General features: G+C 72.4%; 19 protein-coding genes. 11 read left to right on the top strand and 8 right to left on the bottom strand.

Annotation, left to right across the window (positions count from 1 at the left end; translation table 11 throughout):
* The first annotated feature begins 144 nt into the window (after positions 1-144).
* Genes ACH34R_RS05600 through ACH34R_RS05580 form a run of 5 tightly spaced genes read left to right on the top strand, consistent with a single transcriptional unit; the run spans position 145 to position 4,771 of the window.
* On the top strand, positions 145-393 hold the full coding sequence (locus ACH34R_RS05600) for an acyl carrier protein (protein ID WP_397560465.1): 249 nt from the start codon (positions 145-147) through the stop codon (positions 391-393).
* On the top strand, positions 368-1,135 hold the full coding sequence (locus ACH34R_RS05595; protein ID WP_397560198.1) for an SDR family NAD(P)-dependent oxidoreductase: 768 nt from the start codon (positions 368-370) through the stop codon (positions 1,133-1,135). The genes ACH34R_RS05600 and ACH34R_RS05595 overlap by 26 nt, the downstream gene beginning before the upstream one ends.
* Entirely contained in the window at positions 1,132-2,499 is a 1,368-nt protein-coding gene (locus ACH34R_RS05590; protein ID WP_397560196.1) for an AMP-binding protein, read from the top strand. The genes ACH34R_RS05595 and ACH34R_RS05590 overlap by 4 nt, the downstream gene beginning before the upstream one ends.
* Positions 2,496-3,548, top strand: coding sequence for an acyl-protein synthetase (locus ACH34R_RS05585; RefSeq protein WP_397560195.1), 1,053 nt, complete (start codon positions 2,496-2,498; stop codon positions 3,546-3,548). Before ACH34R_RS05590 ends, ACH34R_RS05585 begins: the two co-directional genes overlap by 4 nt.
* Positions 3,545-4,771, top strand: a complete 1,227-nt coding sequence (locus ACH34R_RS05580) for an acyl-CoA reductase (RefSeq protein WP_397560194.1) — start codon at positions 3,545-3,547, stop codon at positions 4,769-4,771. The genes ACH34R_RS05585 and ACH34R_RS05580 overlap by 4 nt, the downstream gene beginning before the upstream one ends.
* On the opposite strand, the gene ACH34R_RS05575 is transcribed toward ACH34R_RS05580, so the two are convergent.
* Both ACH34R_RS05575 and ACH34R_RS05570 read right to left on the bottom strand, forming a co-directional pair.
* On the bottom strand, positions 4,761-6,026 hold the full coding sequence (locus ACH34R_RS05575) for a glycosyltransferase (RefSeq protein WP_397560193.1): 1,266 nt from the start codon (positions 6,024-6,026) through the stop codon (positions 4,761-4,763). The two genes, ACH34R_RS05580 and ACH34R_RS05575, sit on opposite strands and share 11 nt — an antisense overlap.
* 108 nt (positions 6,027-6,134) lie before the next feature.
* Entirely contained in the window at positions 6,135-8,402 is a 2,268-nt protein-coding gene (locus ACH34R_RS05570; RefSeq protein WP_397560192.1) for a hypothetical protein, read from the bottom strand.
* A 205-nt stretch (positions 8,403-8,607) separates the two neighbouring features.
* Between ACH34R_RS05570 and ACH34R_RS05565 the strand changes: the two genes are divergently transcribed.
* Together ACH34R_RS05565 and ACH34R_RS05560 are read left to right on the top strand one after the other, a co-directional pair.
* Positions 8,608-9,360, top strand: a complete 753-nt coding sequence (locus ACH34R_RS05565; protein ID WP_397560191.1) for a polysaccharide deacetylase family protein — start codon at positions 8,608-8,610, stop codon at positions 9,358-9,360.
* 130 nt (positions 9,361-9,490) lie between these two features.
* On the top strand, positions 9,491-10,300 hold the full coding sequence (locus tag ACH34R_RS05560) for a polysaccharide deacetylase family protein (protein WP_397560190.1): 810 nt from the start codon (positions 9,491-9,493) through the stop codon (positions 10,298-10,300).
* A gap of 1 nt (position 10,301) precedes the next feature.
* On the opposite strand, the gene guaA is transcribed toward ACH34R_RS05560, so the two are convergent.
* Complete coding sequence (guaA, locus tag ACH34R_RS05555; RefSeq protein ID WP_397560189.1) at positions 10,302-11,867, bottom strand: glutamine-hydrolyzing GMP synthase; 1,566 nt, start codon at positions 11,865-11,867, stop codon at positions 10,302-10,304.
* Positions 11,868-12,063: 196 nt separating this feature from the next.
* Between guaA and ACH34R_RS05550 the strand changes: the two genes are divergently transcribed.
* Positions 12,064-12,804: an SDR family NAD(P)-dependent oxidoreductase gene (locus tag ACH34R_RS05550; RefSeq protein ID WP_397560464.1), complete on the top strand. Its 741-nt coding sequence runs from the start codon at positions 12,064-12,066 to the stop codon at positions 12,802-12,804.
* Between the two features lie 11 nt (positions 12,805-12,815).
* Here the strand turns inward: ACH34R_RS05550 and ACH34R_RS05545 are convergent, their stop codons facing one another.
* Positions 12,816-13,613, bottom strand: a complete 798-nt coding sequence (locus ACH34R_RS05545; protein WP_397560188.1) for an SAM-dependent methyltransferase — start codon at positions 13,611-13,613, stop codon at positions 12,816-12,818.
* A 230-nt stretch (positions 13,614-13,843) separates the two neighbouring features.
* Between ACH34R_RS05545 and ACH34R_RS05540 the strand changes: the two genes are divergently transcribed.
* Entirely contained in the window at positions 13,844-14,707 is an 864-nt protein-coding gene (locus ACH34R_RS05540) for a maleylpyruvate isomerase N-terminal domain-containing protein (protein ID WP_397560187.1), read from the top strand.
* A 10-nt stretch (positions 14,708-14,717) separates the two neighbouring features.
* Here the strand turns inward: ACH34R_RS05540 and ACH34R_RS05535 are convergent, their stop codons facing one another.
* From ACH34R_RS05535 to ACH34R_RS05520, 4 genes are all read right to left on the bottom strand, one after another.
* Positions 14,718-15,086, bottom strand: a complete 369-nt coding sequence (locus ACH34R_RS05535) for a VOC family protein (RefSeq protein ID WP_397560185.1) — start codon at positions 15,084-15,086, stop codon at positions 14,718-14,720.
* 74 nt (positions 15,087-15,160) lie between these two features.
* Complete coding sequence (locus ACH34R_RS05530; protein ID WP_397560184.1) at positions 15,161-16,714, bottom strand: DUF885 family protein; 1,554 nt, start codon at positions 16,712-16,714, stop codon at positions 15,161-15,163.
* 32 nt (positions 16,715-16,746) lie between these two features.
* Positions 16,747-18,132, bottom strand: a complete 1,386-nt coding sequence (locus tag ACH34R_RS05525; protein WP_397560183.1) for a pyridoxal phosphate-dependent decarboxylase family protein — start codon at positions 18,130-18,132, stop codon at positions 16,747-16,749.
* A 10-nt stretch (positions 18,133-18,142) separates the two neighbouring features.
* A complete protein-coding gene (locus ACH34R_RS05520) occupies positions 18,143-18,616 on the bottom strand; it encodes an NUDIX domain-containing protein (RefSeq protein WP_397560182.1) in 474 nt (157 codons plus the stop codon).
* A 63-nt stretch (positions 18,617-18,679) separates the two neighbouring features.
* On the opposite strand from ACH34R_RS05520, the gene ACH34R_RS05515 reads away from it, so the two are divergent.
* Positions 18,680-20,800, top strand: a complete 2,121-nt coding sequence (locus ACH34R_RS05515; protein ID WP_397560181.1) for a beta-propeller domain-containing protein — start codon at positions 18,680-18,682, stop codon at positions 20,798-20,800.
* 114 nt (positions 20,801-20,914) lie between these two features.
* Positions 20,915-23,839 (top strand): M36 family metallopeptidase, encoded by a 2,925-nt coding sequence (locus ACH34R_RS05510; RefSeq protein ID WP_397560180.1) that lies wholly within the window; start codon positions 20,915-20,917, stop codon positions 23,837-23,839.
* Positions 23,840-23,936: the final 97 nt, after the last annotated feature.

Raw genomic sequence — 23,936 nt, 5'->3', positions numbered from 1 at the left:
CGCACAGTAACCACCTTGTTGCGCATAGCAACACTAACCCAACCTCCGCCGCGGAGCCCGCATCCGCAACGCGGCCGTTCCGCGTCGCCGAATTGGCTACACTCCGTAGGCACATGAACGCGTAGAGGAATCGGGGTGAACGTCATGGATCCGATGGAGCGGCTGCGCGGCGTCTTCACGCGCACGCTCGGCCTGCCCGAGGGCGCAGAGGTCGACGGGCTGGAGTACCGCTCGATCCCCCAGTGGGACTCGCTGGCCCACATGTCCCTGGTGGCGGCGATGGAGGACGAGTTCGACATCATGATCGACACGGACGACGTGCTCGACATGAGCTCGTTCGCCAAGGCGACCGCGCTGCTGGTCAAGCATGGTGTCCCCGTCCCGGCCCGCTGACCCCGCGCCGGGGCGGGTCGTACTGGTCACCGGCTCCTCGCGCGGCATCGGCCGGGCGGTGGCCCGCGCGCTCGCCCTGGCCGGGCACACCGTCGTCGTGCACGGCCGCACGCAGGAGCCGGCCGAGGCGGCGGCGGCCGAGCTGGCCGCCCAGACCGGTGCCAAGCTCGACACGGTGCACGGCGACGTGGCCGACGCCGCCGCAGTGGAGCAGATCATGCGCGAGGTCCACCGGCGGCACCGGCGGCTGGACGGGCTGGTGGTCAACGCCGGGGTCCACGAGGCCGCGTTGCTCGGCATGCTGGGAGCCGCCGCCGTGGAGCGGTTGTTCCAGGTCAACGCCATGGGCGCGGCCCACACCCTCCAGGCGGCGGCCAAGCTGCTGCGCCGCGGGGTGGAGCCCGCGGCGGTGCTGCTGTCATCGGTGCTGGGCGTGCGGGGCGCGGCGGGCCAGGCGGTCTATTCGGCGACCAAGGCCGCCGTGGTCGGGCTGACCCTGGCCGCCGCCAAGGAGCTGGGGCCGATCGGCGTGCGCGTCAACGCGGTCGCGCCCGGCTACATCGCCACCGACATGCTGGCCGGCCTGGACGACGCGGGCCGCGCGGAGGTCGCCCAGGCCACCGCGCTGCGCCGGCTCGGCACCCCCGAAGACGTGGCCGCCGCCGTGGCGTTCCTGCTGTCGCCCGCCGCGTCGTTCGTCACCGGCCAGGTGCTCGGCGTGGACGGCGGGGTGGTCGTGTGATCCACCGGCCCTGGATCCCGCATCCCGACGCGCGGCTGATCGACGCGGCGAGCGGGACCGAGCTGGCCGGGCGGGTGCTCTGGGACCGCATTGAGCAGGAGGCGGCGGAGCTGTCCACGCTGCCGGGCGGCGTGCTGTTCAGCCCCGCGCCGCCGAGCGTGCCCGCCGTGCTGCGCTACCTGGCCGCGCTCGCGTCCGAGCGCCCGGTCGCGCTGCTGGACCCGGCGATCCGCGCCGACGTACTGCTCGGCCTCATCGACCGATACGTCCCGGCCGTGGTCGCCGACCCGCCCGCCGGGCTGCTCGTCCCCGCCGGATACCGGGCCACGGGCGACCACTGGACCCGCGCCGACGCGCCCGAGCCGCACCCCGACCTCGCGGTGCTGCTCACCACCTCCGGGTCCACCGGCAGCCCCAAGCTGGTCCGCCTGGCCAAGGACGCCGTGCTGGCCAACGCCGGGTCCGTGGCCCGCGCGCTCGGCCTGACCGGCGCCGACCTGTGGCCCACCACGCTGCCGCTGCACTACACCTACGGCCTGACCACCCTCAACTCCCACCTTGCGGCCGGGGCGGGCGTCCTACTCACCGGCGAGGGCCTGCTCGACCGGGGCTTTTGGGCCGCGGCCGACGCCTTCGGGGCCACGTCGCTGGCCGCCGTGCCCTACCAGTTCGAGATGCTGCGCAGGCTGCGCTTCGACCCGGCCGCGCACCCCGCGCTGCGGATGATCACCCAGTCCGGCGCGCGGCTGCGCGCCGACCTGGTCGCCGACTTCGCCGCGCGGATGGCCCGCGGCGGCGGCCACCTGGTCAAGATGTACGGCATGACCGAGGCCCCGCGCATCGCGGTGCTGCCGCCCGAGCACCTGGCCGCCCGCCCCGGCTCGGTCGGCCGGGCGGTGCCCGGCGGCGCGCTGTCCATCGACGCCGCGCCCGGCGGGGAGGGCGAGGTCGTCTATCGCGGGGCCAACGTGATGATGGGCTACGCCGAGAGCGCCGCCGACCTGGCCCGCGGCGACGATATGGGCGGCGTGCTGCGCACCGGCGACCTCGGCCGCCTGGACGACGGCTTCCTCTACCTCACCGGCCGGCGGCGGCGCATCGGCAAGGTGTTCGGCGTGCGGGTCGGCCTGGACGACATCGAGGAGCTTTTGCGCGGCCACGGGCCGGTGGCGGCGGTGGCGGGCGATGACCGGGTGGTGGTGTTCGCCGAGGCGGCCACCGCGGCGGGCGGGCGGGAACTGGCGCTCACACTGGCGGGGCGTACCGGGGTGCACTGGAGCGGGTTCGACGTGCGGGGCGTGCCGCGGCTGCCGCTGCTGGCTTCCGGCAAGATCGACTATCGGGCGCTGGAGGCGGAGTTGTGACGGTTTTCACGCTGCCGCAGGCGGTCAAGGAGGCCAGGCTGGTGCCGGAGCTGGCTGCGCTGACCGAGCGGCACCGGGCGGCCTGCCCGCCCTACCGGCGGGTGCTGGCGGCGCTGGAATGCGCGCCGCCGTACGACTCGGTGGCGGCGCTGCCGTGGCTGCCGGTGCGGCTGTTCGCCACGCACGAGCTGAGGAGCGTGCCGGAGGAGGCGGTGTTCCGGGTGCTGACCTCAAGCGGCACCACGGGCGGGCCGCCGAGCCGGGTGTTCCTGGACCGCGCCGCCGCCGCCGCGCAGGCGCGGGCCCTGGCCGCGACGCTGCGCGCGGTGCTCGGCGAGCGGCGGATGCCGATGCTGGTGATCGACTCACGGGCGGTGACGCGGGCGGCGGCGCTGAGCGCCCGCGGCGCGGGCGTCCTCGGCATGATGAACTTCGGCAGGGACCACACCTTCGCCCTCGACGACGACGGCGCGCCCGACCTCGACGCCGTCCGCGGCTTCCTGTCCCGGCACGCGGGCACGCCCTACCTGATCTTCGGGTTCACCTTCATGACCTGGCGGTACCTCTACCGGCCGGCCCGCGAGCACGGGCTCGACCTGTCCGGCGGGGTGCTGATCCACTCCGGCGGCTGGAAGAAGATGGCCGCCGAGGCCGTGGACAACGCGGTCTACCGGGAACGGTTCGCCGCCGACACCGGCCTGACCCGCGTGCACGACTTCTACGGAATGGTCGAGCAGATCGGCACGATCTTCCTGGAGGGCCCCGACGGCGGCGGCCTGTACTGCCCCGGCTTCGCCGACGTGGTGATCCGCGACCCGGTGACCTGGCAGGAGGTCCCGCCGGGCACGCCCGGCCTGATCGAGGTGGTCAGCACGCTGCCCACGTCCTATCCCGGGCACGCGGTGCTGACCGAGGACATGGGCGTGGTCCACGGCGTGGACGACGGCGTGTGGCCAGGCAAGCGGTTCTCGGTCCTCGGCCGGCTGCCCCGCGCCGAGGCGCGCGGGTGCAGCGACACCTTCCGCGCGGCCGGTGAGGAGGCCGCGTGAGCGTGCGCCGCCTGTTCCCGCCCGGCCCCGACGCCGCAGCCGGTGAACTGGTCGCCGAGCTGACCGCCGAGCCGCCGGGCGGGCCGCTGGTGGTGGGCGACGAGCGGATCAGGGCGTTCCTGGAGTCCGTCTCGCGCCGCCTGGTCGCCCCGGCGCTGGCCCGCCGCCATCCCGAGCTGACCGCGCTCGGCTACTTCCTGCGCCGCTCGGCCGTCACCCGCACGCTGGAGGCGCTGCGGCCGGACGACCCGGCGCGGCTGCGGGTCCCGCGCGGGCTGGTCTTCCACATCCCGCCCGCCAACGTGGACACGCTGTTCGTCTACTCCTGGGCGCTGGCCGCGCTGGCCGGCAACCACAACGTGGTACGGCTGTCGCCCCGGGCGGGCGGCCCGGCGCTGACCATGATCGAAGTGCTGCTCGACGCGCTCGCCGACGCCCACCCGGCGGTGGCCCACTCCCAGCGGGTGATCGGCTACGACCGTTCGGCGGAGGTGACGGGGCTGCTGTCTGCGGCCTGTGACCTGCGGGTGATCTGGGGCGGCGATGCCTCGGTACGCGAGATCCGGCGGCACCCGCTGGCCCCGCACGCCCGCGATGTGACCTTCCCGGACCGCTCGTCGTTCGCGGTGATCCGCACCGCCTGGTGGCAGGACGCGCCGCCGGGCGCGCGCGAGCGGGCCGCCGAGGGCTTCGCCAACGACGCCTACTGGTTCGGGCAGGCCGCCTGCGCCTCGCCGCGCACGATCTTCTGGATCGGCCCCGGCGACCACGCCGGTCCCGCCCGCGACCTGGGCGAACGCCTGGCGATGCTGGCCCGCGACCGCTGGCCGGTGGACCCGGCGATGGCGGTGCGCAAACGCGTCGCCGCCTACGGCCTGGCCGCCGACGGCGTGGCCGCCAGGCTGTCCTTCCACGGCAACGAGGTGACCGCCGTCGAGTTGCGCGATCCCGCCGCGCTCCCCCGCCACTGGCTGGGCGCCGGGGTGTTCGCGCACGCCAGGCTCGACTCCCTGGACGGGCTGCTGCCGGTGGTGCGCCGGGCCGACCAGACGATGACCCACCTCGGCTTCGACGCGGCCGAGTTGCGCGCGCTGGCCGGGAAGCTGGCCGGGCGGGGCGTGGACCGCATGGTGCCGGTGGGTGCGGCGCTGCGCTTCGACGGCGTGTGGGACGGCATGGACCTCCCGGCCGAGTTCACCCGGCTGGTGACGGTCACCCTGTGAGCGCGGCGGGCCGGTCCCGGAAGACCCAGCGGTCGAGTACGGCGAAGCGCACGATGGTCATCGCCACGTAGGCGAGCAGCAGGGCGGCGACCTCCAGGGCCCGCCCGTGCCCCGGCAGGGCGTGCACGGCCGTCACCACCACCGTGGTGGTGAACAGGTAGTTGACCACGAACAGCAGCCCCGCGCGGGAGTGGACGCGGGCCCGCGCGCCGCCGCGCCTGCCGAACGTCCAGCGCCGGTTGGCCTCGGTGTTGGCCGCCGCGGTCACGGCGAGCGCGGCCAGGTTGGCCCACTCCGGTGACCACGCCGTGCGCAGCGCCGCGTACAGCGAGGTGTGCGCGATCGTGGACACGAAGCCGATCAGCGCGAACGACACCAGCTTGGCCAGCAGCGGGTTGGTCGCCGGGGCGACCACCGCGTCGGGGTGGACGGGCGCGAGTTCGCGGCGCGGCGGAAGGTCCACCCTGCCGTGGCCGGCCGACATGCGCCGGGCGACGCGGACCATGCCGCGGATGTCCTGCCAGGCCGTGCCGACCACGTTGACCCGCGAGTCCACGTCCTCGAACCAGTCCACCGGCGTCTCGTGGACGCGCAGCCCGTTGTGCTCGGCGAGCAGCAGGAGTTCGGTGTCGAAGAACCAGGCGTCGTCCTGGACGCGCTGGAGCAGCGGGCGCACCACGTCGGCGCGTACCGCCTTGAAGCCGCACTGCGCGTCGCGGAACCCCGCGCCGAAGCTGAGCCGCAGCGCCAGGTTGTAGCAGCGTGAGATCAGTTCCCGCCGGGCGGTGCGGCGCACCCGCGAGGACCTGGCCAGCCGGGAGCCGATGCCGATCTCGGAGTGCCCGCTGACCAGCGGGGCCACCATCGGCAGCAGGGCGTCCAGGTGGGTGGACAGATCGACGTCCATGTAGGCGACGATCTCGGCGGGGCTGCGGCTCCAGGCGTGCCGCAGGGCCGCGCCGCGCCCGCGTACCTCGATCCTGGTCGCGTGGACGTCGGGCAGCCGGGCGGCGAGGTCGCGGGCGATGTCCCAGGTGGCGTCGGTGCTGCCGTTGTCGGCGATGGTGATCCGCCAGGTCAGCGGGAACGAGTCGCGCAGGAAGGCGTGCAGCGTCTCGACGCAGCCGGGCAGCGCGCGTTCCTCGTTCAGCACCGGGATCACGATGTCCACCGTGGGTGGTTTGACCGGTTCGTCGGTACTGGGCACGCCCGGTAGGCGTGTGGCGACGGCGTCCTCGACGGCGTTCTCCCCCACCGGGCACCTCCGGGTGTCGTCCCTGACGGTTTCCCGGTCAGTCTCGGCGGCGGTCACGGGCGGGCCGCCCGGCGCCGCGCCGGGGGCGGTGCACTGATGACGCGGCCTTTACACGATCAGGGAGAAGATGTCGGGGTTCGCCGCCCAAGGGGTGATCTGGTAGACCGCGCAGTCGCCCGCGCGGAAGCGCAGCGCGGTGTACCGGCCGACGTCGTCGCTGAGCAGAGGGTCACGTTCGTCCACCAGCAGCCAGCGCACGCCGTGGCCGGTGAGCAGGCGGCGCACCGCCTCCCTGGACGGCTGCCGGAAAACCGCGTCGTTGGCCGCGAGCCTGGCCTGGTCCCAGAAGATGAAGGTGGTGTAGCGGTCGGCCTGATAGTCGACCACCCGGCCGAGGTTGGTCGGGGTGTAGCCCCAGCCTTCGACGAGCATCCGGCGCTCGCTGTAGGCCGAGGCCCAGAAGTGCCGGTTGTCGCAGTGACGCACCCGCACGCCCCGGCAGTGGACGTTGGTGGCGACGACCTCGTGCGGGCCGGTGTTGGCCCGCAGCCAGCGGGCCGCCTCCATCCCGCCGCGCGGCACCTCGGGCACCTCGGGGATCGCGTGCGGCCCGCCGGAGTAGGCGTGCAACTGCCCGGTGACCTGCGGTCCGGCACACAGTCCGGCGAGCACCAGCAGCACCGCCGCCACGCCGCCGGTGGAGCACAGCACGGCCAGCGCGGTCAGCGCGGCGGCCCCGGCCAGGATCGCGACCGGCGCGAGGGCGCTGTCCAGGGTCAGCGCGGGGCCGGCGGCGCTCCTGGTCTCCACGGCGAGGGCCGCGCCGCCGGTCAGGCAGACGGCGATCAGCGCCGGCCGTACCAGGGCGGGGACGCGCGCGAGCGCCGCGCGCAGTCCGGCCGCCGCGAGCACAGCCAGGTACGGCCAGCCGCCGCGCAGGAAGTAGAGCTGGCTCACGCCCGGGTGCCCGAACAGCAGGGCCGCGCCCGCCGAGGCCAGGCCGATCCCCAGGCAGATGAGCGCCATCGGGTTCTTCCAGTGCCCGCGGCGCAGCAGCAGCACCCCGGCGGCGGCGAAGGCGACGGCCCAGCCCGCGCCGAGCGCGACGCTGACCGCCACGGTGAGCCGGGCGGGGTCGTCGCCGGGGGCCGGGTGGGTGGACACGAGCCAGGCGGCGAGCGCGCCCGGCCGTACGCTCATCCCCTGCGACGCGCCGCCGAACACGACGAACTGCGCGAAGGCCAGCACGGCGGCGGTCATCGCGAGCAGCGCGAGCACCACGCGGTCTCTGCGGAACACCAGCAGCAGCGCCAGCCCGGCACCGAGCAGCGGCACGAACGTGGCCTTGGCCCCGGAGACGGCCGTCAGCAGCACCAGCACGAGCAGCAGCCGCGCGGGCGTGGCCCGGCGCAGTACCCCGGCCACGGCCAGGGTGAGCGCGGCGAACAGCGCCGCGCCGAAGGTCTGGGTGGGGCTGAGCCAGGTCAGCGTGCCGGCGAGCGCGCCACTCGGCAGCGGGCTGTCCCGCCAGCCGAACAGGTCGGGCGTGCCCGCCAGGTACGCCAGCGCGACCGCCGCCGCGCCCGCCCACCAGGAGCCGGCGACCCGCCGCCCGAGCGCCGCGACCAGGATCGTGAACGCGGCGGCCATCGGCAGCACGGCCAGCCGGTAGAGCACGGTCTGGGCCTCGATGCCGGTGGCCCAGCTCGTCGCGGCCAGGTCGGCGTACAGGAACCAGTGGTACGCCAGCGGCTCACCCGCCACCTCGGGGACCGTCGGCGGCATGTGGTGGCGTAGCTCGCCGACCAGCGACAGGTGGAACGGCATGTCCACGTAGGGGGCGGCGTTGCCCGGCCAGGTCAGGCCGTGGGCGCGGTAGAAGGCGGGCGCGGCGAACACCACCAGCGCCGCGACCAGCCCGGCGAGGGTCCAGGCGGCGGGAACGGGCAGCCGCTCGGCCTGGGGGCGCGGGCGGTAGTGGCGGCGCAGCGCGGGCACGGCGGCGAACACCACAATGGTGATCACGGGCCAGGCCAGGAACCAGCGGGGGCCGCCCGCCGCGCGGGCAGCGGCGTAGGCCCCGATCTCCAACGCGTAGCCGACAGCGGCCCCGGCGGCCAGCTCGACCGGCAGGGGGCAGCGCCGGGGGCCGCAGGCCCGCCAGATAAGGGTTCCGGGTAGCACGATGCCGAGAACGAGGTAGCCGAAATAGCGTGCTATATCGGGGCCGGGGGTGTCGTGCGCGAGCAGCGTGGCCACCGCCGCGGCCAATACCGCCACCCCGGGCAGCAGCCGTGGTCCGGGGATGCCGCGCGGGGGGCGCCCGGCCGTCCTGTGGCCTGCGGCCTGCTCGATCGCGGTGGTGGCGACGGTCATGGGTGCTCGCAATCCGGCTCGGTGGCGGGAGCCTGGATGCGTAAATGTAGCGAACGGATTACAGGTAATGGCGTTCTGTAATCGTGACCCACCGATAGCGGATTGGAATATGCGGGTACCGGGCCCTCGGCGAAAGATCTGGCGTTAGGTATGGTTTGCGCAGCGCTATAGGCTTTTCTTTAGATAAGTGAGAGGAAAAACACATATGTCTGGATGGGTGCGGGTGGGGGTGGCGGCGGTGGCGATGAGCGCGTTAGTCCCCCTGGGGCCCCCGGCCGAGGCGTCGGCCGCCGCCGGTGCCGCCAAGCCGGCGCAGCAGGCCAAGCCGATCAAGCAGGCCAAGCCGGTGAACTGCTCCCGCGCCAAGTGCATCGCCCTGACCTTCGACGACGGGCCGGGCCCCCACACCGCGCGACTGCTCGACACGCTCAAGAAGAACGGCGTCAGAGTGACGTTCTTCCTGGTCGGCGAGCAGGTCGAGCGGCGCCCCTCGGTGGTGCGGCGGATGGCCCGCGAAGGGCACGAGATCGCCAACCACACCTACTCCCACCCTCGGCTGACCGAACTCGGCGTGGACGAGATCGTGTCGGAGATCAAGCGGGGGAAGGCCGCCATCCGGAAGGTGACCAAGCGGCAGCCGGAGATGCTGCGCCCGCCGTACGGGCTGACCGACGAGCGCGTTGAGGCGCTGGCGGGCGCCCAGGGGCAGGCGGTGATGCTGTGGTCGTCCAGTTCACGGGACTGGGAACTGCGGCGTTCGGACCTGATCGTCAAGCGGGCGCTGAAGCTCGCCCGCCGGGACGGGATCATGTTGCTGCACGACATCGTGCCCGGGACGGTCCGGGCGATGCCCAAGCTGCTGAAGGAACTCCGCAAGCGCGGCTACACCGTCGTCACGGTGAGTGAGGCCCGCCGTGGCAAGCTGCCCGGACCTGGGGAAAGATGGCCCGCGCGCTGACTTGACGTCACCTGGGGTGTCAACTCGGAGCAGATCTTCAGCTTGTTCCCGGTGCAGAGGTGACAGAAGGGGCGCTACGGTAGTGCGCTGCCCGAGTTAGTCAATCTCGTATCAAAGCGAGGAGCACCCGATGGCTCGCCATCAACGCGCCCGGCTCCCCCTCGCCGTGGCGCTCGCCGGGGCTCTGGCCGGCATGGGCGCGGCAGCACCCGCCGCCCATGCCGAGGCCCCGAAGAAACCCTCGAAGAAGGAAAGCAAGGTGGACTGCGCCAAGGTCAAGTGCCTCGCACTGACTTTTGACGACGGTCCAGGAAAGTACGCCGGCAAACTGCTCGACACGCTCAAGAAATACGACGCGAAGGCGACGTTCTTTCTTGAGGGGCAGTATGCGAAGTCCCGGCCCGAGTTCGTCAAGCGCATGGCCAAGGAAGGCCATGACCTGGGGAACCACAGCTACAAACACCCGAAGTTCCGGGAGATCACCGATCAGGAGATCAGCGAGGAACTGACCACCACGCAGGAGGCGGTGAAGAAGGCGGCCGGCAGGTCGCCCACGATGATCCGCCCGCCGTACGGGGAGTTCGACGAACGAACCGTGCGGATCGCCGCGCAGATGGGCCTGCCGCTCGTCCTGTGGAACGGCGGCTCGCGTGACTGGGCCACGAAGAACGAAACGGCCATCTACAAAGAAGTGCTGCGCAGTGCCAAGCGCGACGGCGTCATCCTGATGCACGACTGGGTGCAGCAGACCGTCACGGTGATGCCCAAGCTGCTCAAGGAACTGAAGCGGCAGGGCTATCACCTGGTGGCGGTCACGTCGTTGCTGCGGGACGGGCGCAAGCTCGAACCCGGCGAGGTCTACCCCGACCCGAAGGTGAAGCAGGAGGACCTGGAGTCCCCGCCGGAGGACATGCAGTCGCCGGAAGACGAGGAGTTGTAGGTCACTCCCACTCGATGGTGCCCGGCGGCTTGCTGGTCACGTCGATCACGACCCGGTTGACCTCGCGTACCTCGTTGGTGATCCGGGTCGAGATGCGCGACAGCACGTCGTAGGGCACCCTCGCCCAGTCGGCGGTCATGGCGTCTTCAGAGGTGACGGGCCGGAGCACGATGGGATGACCGTAGGTCCGCCCGTCACCTTGGACGCCGACCGAGCGGACGTCGGCGAGCAGCACCACCGGACACTGCCAGATCTCCCGGTCCAGGCCGGCGCGGGACAGCTCCTCGCGAGCGATCGCGTCGGCCTCGCGCAGGATGTCGAGCCGGTCGCCGGTGACCGCGCCGATGATCCGGATGCCGAGCCCCGGCCCGGGGAACGGCTGCCGCCACACCATGGCCGCGGGCAGCCCCAGCTCCTCACCGGCCCGGCGCACCTCGTCCTTGAACAGCGTGCGCAGCGGCTCGACCAAGTCGAACCGCAGGTCGTCCGGCAGGCCGCCGACGTTGTGGTGGGACTTGATGTTGGCGGTGCCGGTGCCCCCGCCGGACTCCACCACGTCGGGGTAGAGCGTGCCCTGCACCAGGAAGTCGACCGGCCCGTCCTTCATGATCGCGCGCTGCTCGTCCTCGAAGACCCGGATGAACTCCCGGCCGATGATCTTGCGCTTCTCCTCCGGCTCGGTGACCCCGGAGAGCGCGTCGAGGAACCGGTCGGCCGCGTCCACGACACGCAGGTTGACCCCGGTGGCGGCCACGAAGTCGCGCTCGACCTGCTCGGCCTCGCCCTTGCGCAGCAGCCCGTGATCGACGAACACGCAGGTCAGCCGGTCACCGATGGCCCGCTGCACGATCGCGGCGGCCACCGCGGAGTCGACCCCGCCGGACAGCGCGCAGATCGCCCTGCCCTCGGGGCCGATCTGGGCCCGGACCGCCGCCACCGCGTCTTCGACGATGTTGAGCATGGTCCAGTTGGGGCGGCATCCGGCGGCGTCCAGGAAGTGCTTGAGCACCGCCTGGCCGTGCTCGGAGTGCAGCACCTCGGGGTGGAACTGCACGCCGTACAGGCCCTTGGCGGGGTCTTCGAAGGCGGCGACGGGCGTCTCGGCGGTGGAGGCGGTGACCGCGAACCCGCGCGGCGCTGCGACGACGGAGTCGCCGTGTGACATCCACACCTTCAGCGCGGACGGCAGCCCGGCCAGCAGCACCCCTTCGCGCGCCACGGCCAGCTCCGTGCCGCCGTACTCGCCCACCCCGGTGTGCGCGACCTCGCCGCCCAGCGCCTGCGCCATCGCCTGGAACCCGTAGCAGATGCCGAACGTGGGCACCCCGGTCTCGAACAACCCGCCGGGCACGGCGGGCGCGCCTTCGGCGTAGACCGACGAGGGGCCTCCGGACAGGATGATCGCCTTGGGCTTACGGGCCAGCATCTCCGCCACCGGCATCGAGGACGGCACGATCTCGGAGTAGACGTGGCACTCGCGCACCCGCCTGGCGATGAGCTGCGCGTACTGCGCCCCGAAGTCGACGACGAGGACGGTGTCGAACTCAGACAACGAAAAGACCTCCAAAGGGCACCCGCGGTAACTCGAAGTCTATCGACCCCGGCCACGCGACCGGCCCTGCTCCCCGCCCCTCACGGGACCGTTCCCCGCACGGCGGTCCGATGGTGCGTGTTAGAACTTCCGCCACCACGGGGTACACAACTGTCCATTCCCCGTAAATCCCGACGAACCCCCACTAACCGAGGAGACAGCGTTGAGCGGAGTGATCGTCACGGGAGGCGCGTCAGGTATCGGGCGGGCCTGTGCGCTGGCAATCGCCGAAGGCGGGCGGCCGGTCGCGGTCTGGGACGCGGACGAGGCCGGGGCGCGGGGAACCGCCAAGGAGGCCGCGATGCTGACCCCGCTGCCGACCTTCGGGCTCGCGGTGGACGTGACCGACACCGCCTCGCTCAGGCCCGCCATCGCCGCGAGCAGGGAGGTCATCGGGCCGATCGGCGGGCTGGTACACGCCGCCGCGGCACTCGGGCCCGCCGCCATCGCGGAGGTCACCGACGAACGCTGGGACGCGGTGCTCAACGTCAACCTGCGCGCCCAGCTCATGCTGACCAGGGCGCTGCTGGGCGACCTCGGCGACGCGCCCGGCGCGGCCGTGGTGGGCATCGGCGCGATCGAGGGCATCGTGGGCCTGGCGGGCGCGCCCGCCTACTGCGCGGCCAAGGCCGGCCTCCTCGGACTGACCCGCTCGATGGCCGCCGAACTGGCCCCCGCGGGCATCAGGGTCAACGCGGTGTGTCCCGGCTACATCGACACTCCCGAACTGGCCGAGGCCCTGGACGGCGACCGCGCCGCGGTGTCGATGTTCGCCTGCAAGTCGCCGCTGGCCCGGCTGGGCCGGCCGGAGGAGGTCGCCCACGCCGTGCGGTTCCTGCTGAGCGAGGAGGCGTCCTTCATCACCGGAACGCACCTCACCGTGGACGGCGGGGCCACCTCCACCGACCTGTGAGACGGACGTGGTCAGACCACCTTGCCGACGCCCGCCGCTATCCGCAGGCTGGTCGCGGGGATCTGCTCGTCCGGCGACCAGTCCTGGACGTCCGCCACTCCCGGGCCGAGCAGCTCGAAGCCCGCGAAGAAGCGGCCGATCTCGGCGCGCGTGCGAAAGCGCATCGGTGAGGGCGAGTTAACCGATATCTCCTCCAGTTCGGCCTGGGCCTTGGGATCACTCCCGTCGCTGCAGAACTGCGAGATCATGACGTGGCTGCCGGGGACCATCCGCTTGCGGAACCGCGCCACCAGGGCCGCCGGGTCCTCCGCGTCGGTCACCAGGTGGAACAGCGCGGCGAAGAGCACCAGCATCGGCTTGTCATAGTCGATTAACGATCGGACACGTGGATTGTCCATGATTCCCTCAGGATCACGGACATCGGCCTGGAGAGAGATCACCGAGGGCTCGGTGGCGAGCAGTGCGTTGTTGTGCACGAAGACGATCGGGTCGTAGTCCACATAGGCCACCCGCGCTCGCGGGTTGATTTCCTTGGCCGTCTCATGGACGTTCGGTTCGGTGGGAATGCCGGTCCCGATATCCAGGAACTGGTCGATGCCCTGTTCTGCGCACATCCGTACGATTCTTAACAGAAGTCGGCGCTGGGCCCGGCCTAGCAGGGGAAGGTCGGGTGCGGCCCGCATGACCTTCCGCGCCGCGGCCCGATCCACGGCATAGTTGTCCTTACCTCCGAGGACGAAGTTGTAGGCCCTCGCGTGACTCATCTGGTTCATGTTGATAGCGGGTGGAACGCGCTCAGAGTCGCTCACTGTGGTGCCCCCTCGCAGTCGCGGCGAATACATTCCCCGCCGGATCCTATATGATGTGAGATAGGTTGGACCTCCCGATTTAACGTGATTTTTCGTTCATTCGTGGTCGGGACCCCGGAGAATAATCTTCGGTTACCCCACTCGGGTGAGCGCCTTGCGCATTCCCGGCCCGTGGAGTGCGCATGGTAGATAATCTTCATCCGAGATCTGGACACGAGCGAACCTCAGATATGGACCCCTCCCGGCTACGTTCCGCCCTGCTCGCCGCCGTACGCGGCGGCCCGGGGCGCAGACCCGCGCACCGCGTGCCCGCCTACGCGGCGCCGTACGCGAGCCGGGTCGCGGCGCTCGACGTGCTGCTCACCGCGCTCCCGGCGTCCGGGTGGACCGCCGTGGTGGTCCACGGATGGACACCGGCCGGTGTGGCGGGCCACCTCATGGCCGTGGACGGCCTGCTGGCCGCGGCGCTCGGCGCGCCGGTCATCGGCCCCTCCGCGGCCGGTGACGACCCCGAGGCCCGGACCGACCAGGTCCTCGACGCGCTGCGCGACCGGCCCGGGGCGGAGGCCGCCGCCCGCTGGCGGGAGCAGGCCGCGGCCCTGTGCCACCACCTGGACACCGCGGGCTCGATCCCCGGCGAGGAGGAGCGGATCACCGCGGCGGCGGTGACGATGCGGCTGCGCGACCATCTGGCCATGCGGGCCTACGAGACGTGGATGCACTCCGAGGACATCTGCTCCGGTGCGGCCGGCGGGCTGCGGCTGCCGCTGCCGGTGCCCGACCATGTGCACACTTTGTCGCAGTTCGGCTGCCGCATGCTGCGCACGTCCATGATGATCGCGGCGGGCGGCGCCCCGGACGAGCGGGCCGCGCGGATCACGCTCACCGGCCCCGGTGGCGGCACCCGGGTGGTGCGGTTCGGCCGCGAGCGGGTGGAGCCCGCCGCGGAGATCGAGATGGACGTGATCGACTTCTGTTTCCTGCTCGGCGACCGGCTCGGCCCGGACGAGGTCCGGACGACCGTGACCGGCGATCCCGCGCTGGCCCGCGACGTGCTCACCGCCGCTCCCCTGGTGACCCGGCTGCGCCGCTGAGCGGGCCCGCTCAGCCGTGGGCGGTGTCGATCACGCAGAAGCGGTTGCCCTCGGGGTCGGCCAGCACCACGAAGTCGGCGTCGTCGGGGTAGAGGTCCCAGGCGACCCGCTCGGCGCCCAGCGCGATCAGCCGCTCCACCTCGGCGGCCTGCTCGGCCGCGTCGCCCGCGTAGAGGTCGAGGTGGACGCGCGGGTGCTCCTGCACGGGTGTCTCGCTGAGGCCGAGCGCCAGCCCGAAGCCCCGCCCGTCCGGCGGCACCAGGACGGCCCAGTCGTCGTCCATCTCCTCGCGCAGCACGTAGCCGAGCGCCCTGGACCAGAACTCCACCGCCCTGGGCACGTCTTCGACGCCGAGGACCACCGTACCGATGCGCAGCATGCCCCGAGTCTCGCAGAACCGGCCGACGGTTCCGGGCCGGCGAGGCCCCCGTTCGGGCGGGCCTCGCCGCGACCTCAGGCGGTCAGCGCGTTGCCCAGCAGGCCGAGCGGCGGCGCGCCGAGGTCGAGCATGGCCTTGTGGAACCGCTGGATCGTGAACGCGTTCCCCCACTGGGCCTTGGCCTGCTCGCGCAGGTCGAGGATGGCCAGCTTGCCCAGCGTGTAGCGGCCGTAGGTCGGGTCGTAGGCGGCCCGGGAGGCTTCGGACAGCGCCGCGGGGCCGGCCAGGTGGGTGTCGGCGGCGAACCTGCGCGCGCCCTCCTCGACGGTCATCGCGTCGGTGTGGACGCCGATCGCGCAGGCCAGCCGGGTGACCCTGACCAGCGACTCCAGCCACACGCCGATCTCGAAGCGCGGGTCGTCGGCCTCGAAGCCCTCCTCGACGCACAGTTCCTCGGCGTAGTGCGCCCAGCCTTCGATGAACGCGGCCGACTGGAGGGTCCGCCGGACCGGCGTGGGCGCGTTGCGCAGCGCGCGGCCGTGCGAGAAGTGCCCGGGGGCGACCTCGTGGACGGTGATGCCCGGCAGGGTGGTGTCGCTGAAGACCTCCAGCCAGTCGGCGATGTCCTGGGCGGGCCAGGAGGGGTCGGGCGGGGTGATGTGGTACCACGACGGGCTCTCCGGCTCGCCCGGCGCGGCCCAGCTCATCATGGCCATGGCCCAGCGGCGGGACTCGGGGGCCAGGCCGACCGCGCACTCGCCGTCCAGGTACGGCACCAGCGCGCGCTCGCGGGTGAACTCGATCGACTTCTCCGTCCAGCGCCTGGCCGCCTCGACCACCCCGTCGCCGTCGGGGTGCTGCTTGACCAGTTCCCGGCACACGTCGAGCGGCGCGCGGTCCGCCGCGCCGTACCGGGCGCAGGCGTCGGTCAGGCGCTCCATCAACCGGTCCCGCTCGGCGTCGGCCCGCGCGGCGAGCCGTCCGGTGTCCACTTCCATCCCGTCGTCCGCGCCCATCAGCGCGGCCAGCCCGTCCGCGCCGAGCGCGGCGTCGGGGTCGCCGTCGGCGGCCATCGCCTCGACGTGCGCGACCAGCCGGGCGTGCGCCTTGATCGCGGTCTCGTCATCGACCCCGGCGGCGAGCCCGCGCACCGCCCCGAGCAGCGCCTTGGCCACCGGGGCGCTGAGCAGGTCGAGGGAGGCGATGGACGCCTCGACCGCCTCCGGCCACAGCGCCAGGTGCGCCCGCCTGGCCGCCTCCCGTTCGGCGGCCGGCGCGTACTCGCGGTCGTAGCAGGCCAGGTCCAGGTTGCCCAAGTGGTCCATCAGGTTGCGGCGGTGCAACTGGAGCCGGTCGAACCGCACCCGCCTGGACTCCTCGAAGACCTGGAGGTGGGCCGCGTCGTGGGGGTCGGCGGGCAGCGGGCCGCGGCCGAGCGCGGCCACCCCGGCGCGCACTCCCTCAGGGGAGAGGTCCTGGATCCTCCCGTCGTACTCGTGCCGGCCGGCGGACTCCCGCACGTCCGCCATCGCCAGATCGCAGACGGCGCGCAGCCGGCCGTCCACGTCGTCAACGTTGCCCGAGTTGCCGGGATCACCGGAATTGCGGGTGTTGTCGAGTTCGCTCATGCCCAGACGTTAGCGTTCATGGACCACAGTGGTCACGACCCTGCACGGGCCACAGCGTCCAGCAGGGCGGAAAGAGTCTTGTCCCCGGTCGCCGGGGCCATCACGGCGGCCCGCAGGTAGCGGATGCCGGCGATCTCCGCGGAGGACAGGTAGAAATCGCCCTGCGCCATCAGGCGGGCGCGGATCGCCGCCTGGTCGGTGTCCGGCCCGCCGTACCGGAAGCAGACGATGTTGCTCTGCGGCTCATAGGGGCAGGTGAAGCCGGGCCGGGCGGCGGCCAGCTCCCACAGGCGGCGGGCCGTCGCGTACCGGGCGGCCACATGCTCGCCGAGGCCGCGCTCGCCGTACCACGCCAGGTTCAGGAACACCTTCAGGCCCAGCTCGGCCTTGCTGCACTCGACGGTCCTGCCCATCGTGTCGAACTCCCGCTCGCCGTAGAACAGGTAACTGGCCTCCTGCCGGAAGGCCCGGTCCAGGTCTTCGGCCCGGCGTACCAGGACGGCGGCGGCGAGGCTCGACGTGCCGAGCATCTTGTGCGCGTCCCAGGTGATCGAGTCGGCCGTCTCGATGCCGTCGAGCAGGTGCCGGTGGCGTTCGCTGAGCAGCGCGGAGGCCCCGTGCGCGCCGTCCACGTGGTACCAGATCCCGTGCTCGCGGCAGAACGCGCCGATCGCGCGCAGATCGTCGTACAGCCCGGTGCCTGTGGCGCAGGCCCCGGCGACCAGCGCCATCGGGCGGCGGCCGGCCCGGCGTACGCGGTCCAGCGCGGCCGGCAGGCGCTCGGGCAGGACGCGGCCGAGCGGATCGGTCGCGAGCTCGAACACGGCGTCCTCGCCGAGGCCGAGGATGGCCGCGGACCTGGCCAGCGAGTAGTGCGCGGACGCCGGGACGAGCAGCGCGAGTTCGCCGGCGGGCGTCCCGGCCCGCCAGGCGTCCGGCGCGGCGGCGGCCCTGGCCGCGAGCAGCGCGGTGAGGCCGGCCAGCGAACCGCCGTGGGTGAGCACCCCGCCGCCCTGCCCGGCCAGGCCGGTCTTCTCCAGCATCCAGCGGATCACCGTGAACTCGACGGTGGCGGCCGACGCGCCCATCTCGTAGAGCGCCATCGGGTTGTTGGCCGCGCCGTGCACGAAGTCGGCGAGCGCGGCCGGGAAGAACGGCGCGGCGATCTGGTGGGCCAGGTGCGCGGGATGGTGGACGCGGGTGCCCGCGGCGAGATAGCCGGCCAGGAACCCGCGGTAGGTCTCCGCCGTCATCCCGCCCTCGCGGATCCAGCGGTCCAGCCCGAGGCGGGCCGCCAGCTCGCCCGGCGGCCGGTTGGTGAGCACCGGGGGCAGCCCGGCCTGGCTCTCCTCGACGTAGGCGGCGAGGGAGTCCACGGTGTCGTGGGCCGCCCCGGCGAACTCTTCGATGTTCCACACGGCCGGATGGCTACCGATTCGTCCTACGCCACCACGCGTACATGTCGGGCAGCGCGACTCCCGTCCAGGGGGCCAGGCGCAGCCCGTCCAGCTCGGACTCGGCCAGGAACCTGGCGTCGGTGATCTCCTCAAGGTCGGGGGTGAGGGTGCCGCCGGTCACCCGGCAGCCGTACGCGGTGATCACATACGACACCTGGTCACCGTTGGAGTAGCGGTTGCGGAACAGCGGGCCGCCGTATACGTCGATCAGGTCCACGATCTCGATGTCGAGGCCGGTCTCCTCGCGCAGCTCGCGGACCACCGCCTCGCGCGGATGCTCGTCGGGCTCGATGATGCCGCCGGGCGGGGCCCACACCCCGCCGTCATGGCAGGCGAACAACAGGCGGCCCGCGTCGTCGAACACGCAGGCGGTCACGGAGGGAAGCACGATCAGCGCGTCGCCCACACGGGCGCGCAGCGCGGCCAGAAACTCAGGAATGGGCACGAGGCTCAAGCCTACGGCCGAAGTGTCCTGAACCGGGCACGGGCTCCCATCCGTGCTATGGGCATGAAGGCTTCCATCCGTACGGCCGGCGTCACGCTCGCCGCCCTGCTCGCGACGGCCTGCGCGGCCTGCACGGCGTCCGCCCCGCAGGAACCGCAGGCGGGTTCGTCCGCGAAACCGGCGCGGCTCGGCGAGATCCGCCTGGTCGCCTACCAGAGCTGTGACGACATGCTCGCCGAGCTGCGCGAGAAGACCGCGGCCAACATCGGCCCGTGGGGGTTCGGCGGCGTCCACCTGCTCGAGCGCGCTCTCCCTGACACCGCCAAGTCCGAGGCGCGCGCCGATTCCCTATCGGCGAATCAGGAAGCCGACCACTCCACCACCAACGTCCACGAGGCCGGGGCCGACGAGCCCGATCTGGTCAAGACCGACGGCAAGCGGATCGTCACGGTCTCCGGCGGGGTGCTGCGGGTGACCGACGCGGCGACCAAGAAGGTCACCGGCTCGCTGCGGCTGGTGCCCAAGGAGCACGGCTACGCCCCCGCCGACCTGCTCATGTACGGCGACCGCGCGCTCGTGCAGCTCCCCATGACCGGCCTGGCCGCCAATGCGACCGACGACGCCAGGGTGCGGCCCGACTGGCGGCCGGGGACGACGTACACGCTGGTGGACCTCTCCGGCCCGCAGCCGAAGAAGGCCGGGTCGATCGTCGCCGACGGCGACCACGTGGACACCCGGATGGTCGGTTCGGCCGTACGGATCGTGGTGAGCAGCAAGCCGGACATCCGGCTGCCCCTCGACGACACCGCGGGCGGCACCCCGCCGAGCGAGCGGGAGCTGACCGAGCGCAACCGCGCGGCCGTGCGCGCGGCCCCCATCGAGGCGTGGCAGCCGCGCTACGAGATCATCGGGGCGGACGGCTCGCGGCACGCCGAGCGGGTCGGCTGCGAGCGGATCAGCCACCCGAAGGAGTACACGGGCACCTCGATGCTCACCGTGCACACCCTGGACCTGGCGGCGGGCGACGGTACCCTCTCCGGCGACCGGCCGGTGAGCGTGGCCGCCGACGGCAACACCGTGTACGGCACGGCGAGCAGCCTGTACGTGACGAGCGACCCGCAGGCGTGGCTGCCGATGCCGATCGAGGAGCCGCCCGCCGTACCGGACACGCTCACTCCCCAGGCCCCCGCCACCCCCACCGAAGCTCCGACCATCGTCGATCCCACCGCGGCCGAGCCGACCGCCGTCAAGCCCACCGCGGGCGTCCCGGTGGCCCCGAAGGCCGAGCCGACCGTGTCCGAACCCTCTGTTTCCTGGCAGAAGCCGCGGATGATCCCCCCGGAGCGGACCGAGATCCACCGGTTCGACATCAGCGGCGGGGGCGAGCCCCGGTACGTCGCCTCCGGCGAGGTGCCCGGCCGGCTGCTGAACCAGTACTCGCTGTCGGAGCACGAGGGCCATCTGCGGGTGGCCACGACCACCAGCTCGCCCCGGCAGAGCGAGAGCGCCGTCCACGTCCTGGACGCGAACACGCTCACCGAGACCGGCCAGGTGGGCGGGCTCGGCAAGGGCGAACGGATCTATGCGGTGCGGTTCATCGGCCCGGTCGGCTACGTGGTCACCTTCCGGCAGGTCGATCCGCTTTACACGCTCGACCTGCGCGACCCGGCCGCGCCCAAGGTCACCGGCGAGCTGAAGATCACCGGATACTCGGCCTACCTGCACCCGGCGGGCGAGGGACGGCTGATCGGCGTCGGCCAGGAGGCCACCGAGCAGGGCAGGCGGGTCGGCGCGCAGATCTCGCTGTTCGACGTGAGCGACCCGGCCGCGCCGCGCCGGCTGGCCCAGTTGATCAGGAAGAAGTCCGACACCGAGGCCGAATGGGACCCGCACGCCTTCCTGTACTGGCCGAAGACCGGGCTCGCGGTGCTGCCCCTGGTCTCCGAGCGCTCCGACGGCGCCAGCGACGCGCTGGTGCTGAACATTTCGCGGGAGAGCGTCCGCGAGACCGGAAAGGTCGCGCACCCGCGCGGGAAGGCTGAAGCGAAGGCTTTCGCCCCGGTTGACCGAAGCATCCGGCGGGCGCTGGTGATCGGTGACACATTGTGGACACTCTCCGCCGCCGGCCTGGCCGCCCACAACGCCGCGCCCCTCACTGACCAGGCATGGATTCCGTTCCAGTGAACAGTCAACCCATCGCTACACCGAGATCCCCCTCTTTACAAGGGGTTGTAATGAGTCATTGACGGTGTTACCACTTGCGCAGGCCAACGGCGCTCGTTTCGCGCAGGAGGATTCGTGTCAACAACCGTCGCCAAACCCTGGTTACGCGCGGGCTTGCTGGTCGCCACCGGCGTGGCCCTGGCCCTCTCCACCGCCGGGGTCGCGCTCAGCGAGCCGGGCACGCACAGCCCCAAGGTCTTCGACTTCCAGGGTGAGGAGCACGGCAAGCCCGACGTCGACAACCGGCGCGGCTTCGTCGCCCCGCCCGCCACGCTCGACCGGGCCGGCACCACCGTCAGGTGGAACTCTCTCGGCACCCCGGCGGTCGTCACCGGACGCAAGCCGCTCGCCGAGGGGCTGGGCGCCGACCCGGAGCAGGCGGCCCGCGCGTACCTGAAGGCGAACGAGGGCATGTTCGGCCTGCCCGCGGCGGCGGTGGACGCGTTGGAGAAGGTGGCGGTCAACCCGATCGGCAAGGGCCATGCCGTACTGCTGCGCCAGCGGTTCGGCGGCCTGCCCGCCGGGGTGGACGGCATGGTCGCGGTCGGCGTCTTCGACGGCTCGGTCGTACACGTGACCTCGACGCTGTCGCGGGAGACCGGCGCGCCGCCCGCGGCCAGGATCACCGCACGGCAGGCGGAGGAGATCGCCGCCCGCGACGGTGACGTGAACCTCGCGACCGCGGCCGTCCGCAAGGTCACCGAGGTCGCGGTGCCCGCGCCGGACGGCATCCACAGCGCCTTCCAGGTGACGCTGGCCGGCGCGGGCTCGGACGGCGGGCTGAGCGGCGTCACGACCCATGTGGACGGCGTCACCGGCGCGGTCCTGGTCAGGGAGAACCAGGTGGACCACGCCTGGGAGTCCGCCGAACCGGGCGATCCGCGCTGGGAGGTCTTCCCGGCCAACCCGCCCGCCGACTACTCCTCCGCCGACACCCGCAAGACCTGGTGCTTCAAGCCCGGCCGCGGCTGCGACTTCGCCCCCGGCGGCGACCCGGCCACCGGCAAGGCGTGGGACGTCGATCACACCACCGACGCCCCGGCGAACACCAGCCTGGGCAACGCGGCCCGCACCTTCGAGCACCACACCGGCGACGGCGGCCCCACCGTCGGCACCCGGCCCAACGTCCTGACGCCGAGCCGCGACTACCGCTACCCCTGGAAGAACGCCTGGCACACCGCCAAGTGCGACCCCGCCGTCCTGGACAAGGAGGGCGGTGCCGACCTCGATGCGGCCATCGCCAACCTGCACGCCATGCACAACCGCATGCACGACTGGTCCTACCGGCTCGGCTTCACCGAGACCGCGTGGAACATGCAGAGCGACAACGGCACGCGCGGCGGGCTCGGCGGCGATCCCGAGACGGGCAACGCCCAGGCGGGCGCGCGGGTGCCGAACGTGCGCGACAACGCCAACCAGTACACCGGGCCCGACGGCACGCCGCCGATCACCAACATGTTCCTGTGGCAGCCGATCGCGGGCGCGTTCTACGCCCCCTGCGTGGACGGCGACTTCGACATGTCGGTGATCGGGCACGAGTACACGCACGCGATCTCCGGCCGCATGGTCGGCGGGCCGAACGCCGGGTGGAACGGCCCGCAGGCGAGCGCGATGAACGAGAGCACGTCCGACCTGTTCTCCATGGAGTACCTGTTCGAGTACGGCTTCCGCCCGGCGGGCGACACGCCGTACGTGACGGGCGGCTATGTCACCGGCGACCGCAAGGCGGGCATCCGCAACTTCGACATGTCCCGCTCCCCGCTCAACTACAGCGACCTCGGTTACGACCTGGTCGGCACGCAGTCGCACGCGGACGGCGAGATCTGGTCGGCCACGCAGTTCGACGTACGGCAGGCGTTCATCCGCCGCTACGGCGACGGCACCCCGGCCGTGCAGCGCTTGTGCGCGGACGGCAAACTGCCGATCGACAAGTGCCCGGGCAACCGGCGCTGGGTGCAGCTCGCGTTCGACGCGCTGCTGCTGATGGCCAGCGGCGCGGTCGACTACGTGGACCACAGGGACGCGATGCTGGCCGCCGACACCATCCGCTTCGGCGGCAAGAACCACGACATCATGTGGAACGCCTTCGCGGAGCACGGCCTCGGCAAGGACGCCGCCAGCGACGGCCCGGGCGACGCGCAGGCCACGCCGAGCTTCGCCGCCCCGGACGCCGGCAACGCCACCGTCACGCTCGCCCCCAGGGGCGACGCGACCGGCACCCCGGTACGCCTGTACGTCGGCGACTTCGAGGCCAGGGCCATGCCGATCGCCGACACCGACCCGGCGACCCCGCTGGGCGACACCTTCCAGATCGTGCCCGGCACCTACTCCTTCGTGGCGGCCGGTCCGGGGCTCGGGCACGCCCGCGTGACCGCCCGCTTCCGGCCCGGCCAGGACCGCAGGCTGGGCGTCGAACTGCACCGCAACCTGGCCGCCGCCGCGCTCGGCGCGACCGCCTCCGGCGACGGCGTCAACCACGACCGGCTGATCGACGGCACCGAGGCGACGAACTGGGCCTCGCTGACCGGCGAGGTACGCGGCAAGTCGGTGATCGTGGACCTGGCGGGCACCGAGCCGGCCAGGGTCCGCCGGGTCCAGGTCAGCGCCATGCTCCGGCCGCTGATCGGCGACGAGGCCGACCCCTTCACCCAGAACCGGTTCAGCGCGCTGCGCTCGTTCGAGGTACTGGCCTGCGACGCGGCGACCGGCAGGAACTGCGCCGACCCCGCCGCGTACACCGCCGTCTACAAGAGCCGGGCGGACGCCTTCTCCACCCGCCTGCCCCGGCCGCGCGGCAACGACCTGCTGATCAAGTCGTTCGGCATCCGCCCCACCACCGCGACGCACCTGCTGCTGCGAGTGGGCACCACCCAGTGCACCGGCAACCCCCTCTACCTGGGCGAACAGGACGCCGACCCCGCCAACGCCACCGACTGCGCCACCACCAGCGCCACCCGCGACCACGTAAGGGCCGCCGAGTTCCAAGCATTCACTCGTTGATAGTGCTTTGACGCTCGTTGCGCTCACCTGAGCGCAACGAGCGCCATGAACACAACAGAATCCCCCAAAGACTGCGTCGGCGGTGCGAGGCGGTACA

The sequence above is a fragment of the Spongiactinospora sp. 9N601 genome (assembly GCF_044326295.1).
GTDB lineage: Bacteria > Actinomycetota > Actinomycetes > Streptosporangiales > Streptosporangiaceae > Spongiactinospora > Spongiactinospora gelatinilytica.
This window is presented reverse-complemented; position numbering and strand designations above follow the sequence as displayed.

Excerpts from the sequence above, each read along its gene's own strand:
- ACH34R_RS05530 (WP_397560184.1), bottom strand. The coding sequence starts at position 16,714 with ATGAGCGAACTCGACAACACCCGCAATTCCGGTGATCCCGGCAACTCG.
- ACH34R_RS05600 (WP_397560465.1), top strand. The coding sequence starts at position 145 with ATGGATCCGATGGAGCGGCTGCGCGGCGTCTTCACGCGCACGCTCGGC.
- ACH34R_RS05535 (WP_397560185.1), bottom strand. The coding sequence starts at position 15,086 with ATGCTGCGCATCGGTACGGTGGTCCTCGGCGTCGAAGACGTGCCCAGG.
- ACH34R_RS05540 (WP_397560187.1), top strand. The coding sequence starts at position 13,844 with ATGGACCCCTCCCGGCTACGTTCCGCCCTGCTCGCCGCCGTACGCGGC.
- ACH34R_RS05570 (WP_397560192.1), bottom strand. The coding sequence starts at position 8,402 with ATGACCGTCGCCACCACCGCGATCGAGCAGGCCGCAGGCCACAGGACG.
- ACH34R_RS05515 (WP_397560181.1), top strand. The coding sequence starts at position 18,680 with ATGAAGGCTTCCATCCGTACGGCCGGCGTCACGCTCGCCGCCCTGCTC.
- ACH34R_RS05595 (WP_397560198.1), top strand. The coding sequence starts at position 368 with ATGGTGTCCCCGTCCCGGCCCGCTGACCCCGCGCCGGGGCGGGTCGTA.
- ACH34R_RS05565 (WP_397560191.1), top strand. The coding sequence starts at position 8,608 with ATGTCTGGATGGGTGCGGGTGGGGGTGGCGGCGGTGGCGATGAGCGCG.
- ACH34R_RS05560 (WP_397560190.1), top strand. The coding sequence starts at position 9,491 with ATGGCTCGCCATCAACGCGCCCGGCTCCCCCTCGCCGTGGCGCTCGCC.